This window comes from Marinimicrobium sp. UBA4209, assembly GCF_002381585.1.
Lineage (GTDB): Bacteria > Pseudomonadota > Gammaproteobacteria > Pseudomonadales > Cellvibrionaceae > Marinimicrobium > Marinimicrobium koreense.
In genome coordinates this window covers 56,976-57,226 of the sequence record NZ_DFTP01000070.1, presented here as the reverse complement: position 1 = coordinate 57,226, position 251 = coordinate 56,976, and the positions used below count along the sequence as shown (strand labels likewise).

Here is a 251-nt window from a genome sequence, read left to right as displayed (position 1 = left end):
CCCCAGTCTTCCAGACGGTGAACCTGGCCACCGCTGTTTTTGACGCTGGCAGTATAGCGCTCGATCATGCCGGGCACTTGCTCGCTCTGGTCGGGATGGACCATAAAGACGATTTCGTAATGACGCATTGTAGCTCCTTACGGGTTAAAGCTTCCCCGGACCAAAAGGGCCTGAGTGAAGCAAGGAGTGACCCGGGCAAAAGGCCCGGGCCGGTTAGGGGCGGGTATTCTAGGGAGTTTACCGTGGGGTTG

Annotated in this window: 1 protein-coding gene; it reads right to left on the bottom strand. The window is 57.8% G+C overall.

All coding sequences use genetic code 11. From position 1 onward, the window contains the following. The coding region (gene rpsF, locus B3187_RS10460; protein WP_286806346.1) for a 30S ribosomal protein S6 at positions 1–128 on the bottom strand (128 nt) is incomplete at its 3' end. Between the last annotated feature and the right edge of the window lie 123 nt (positions 129–251).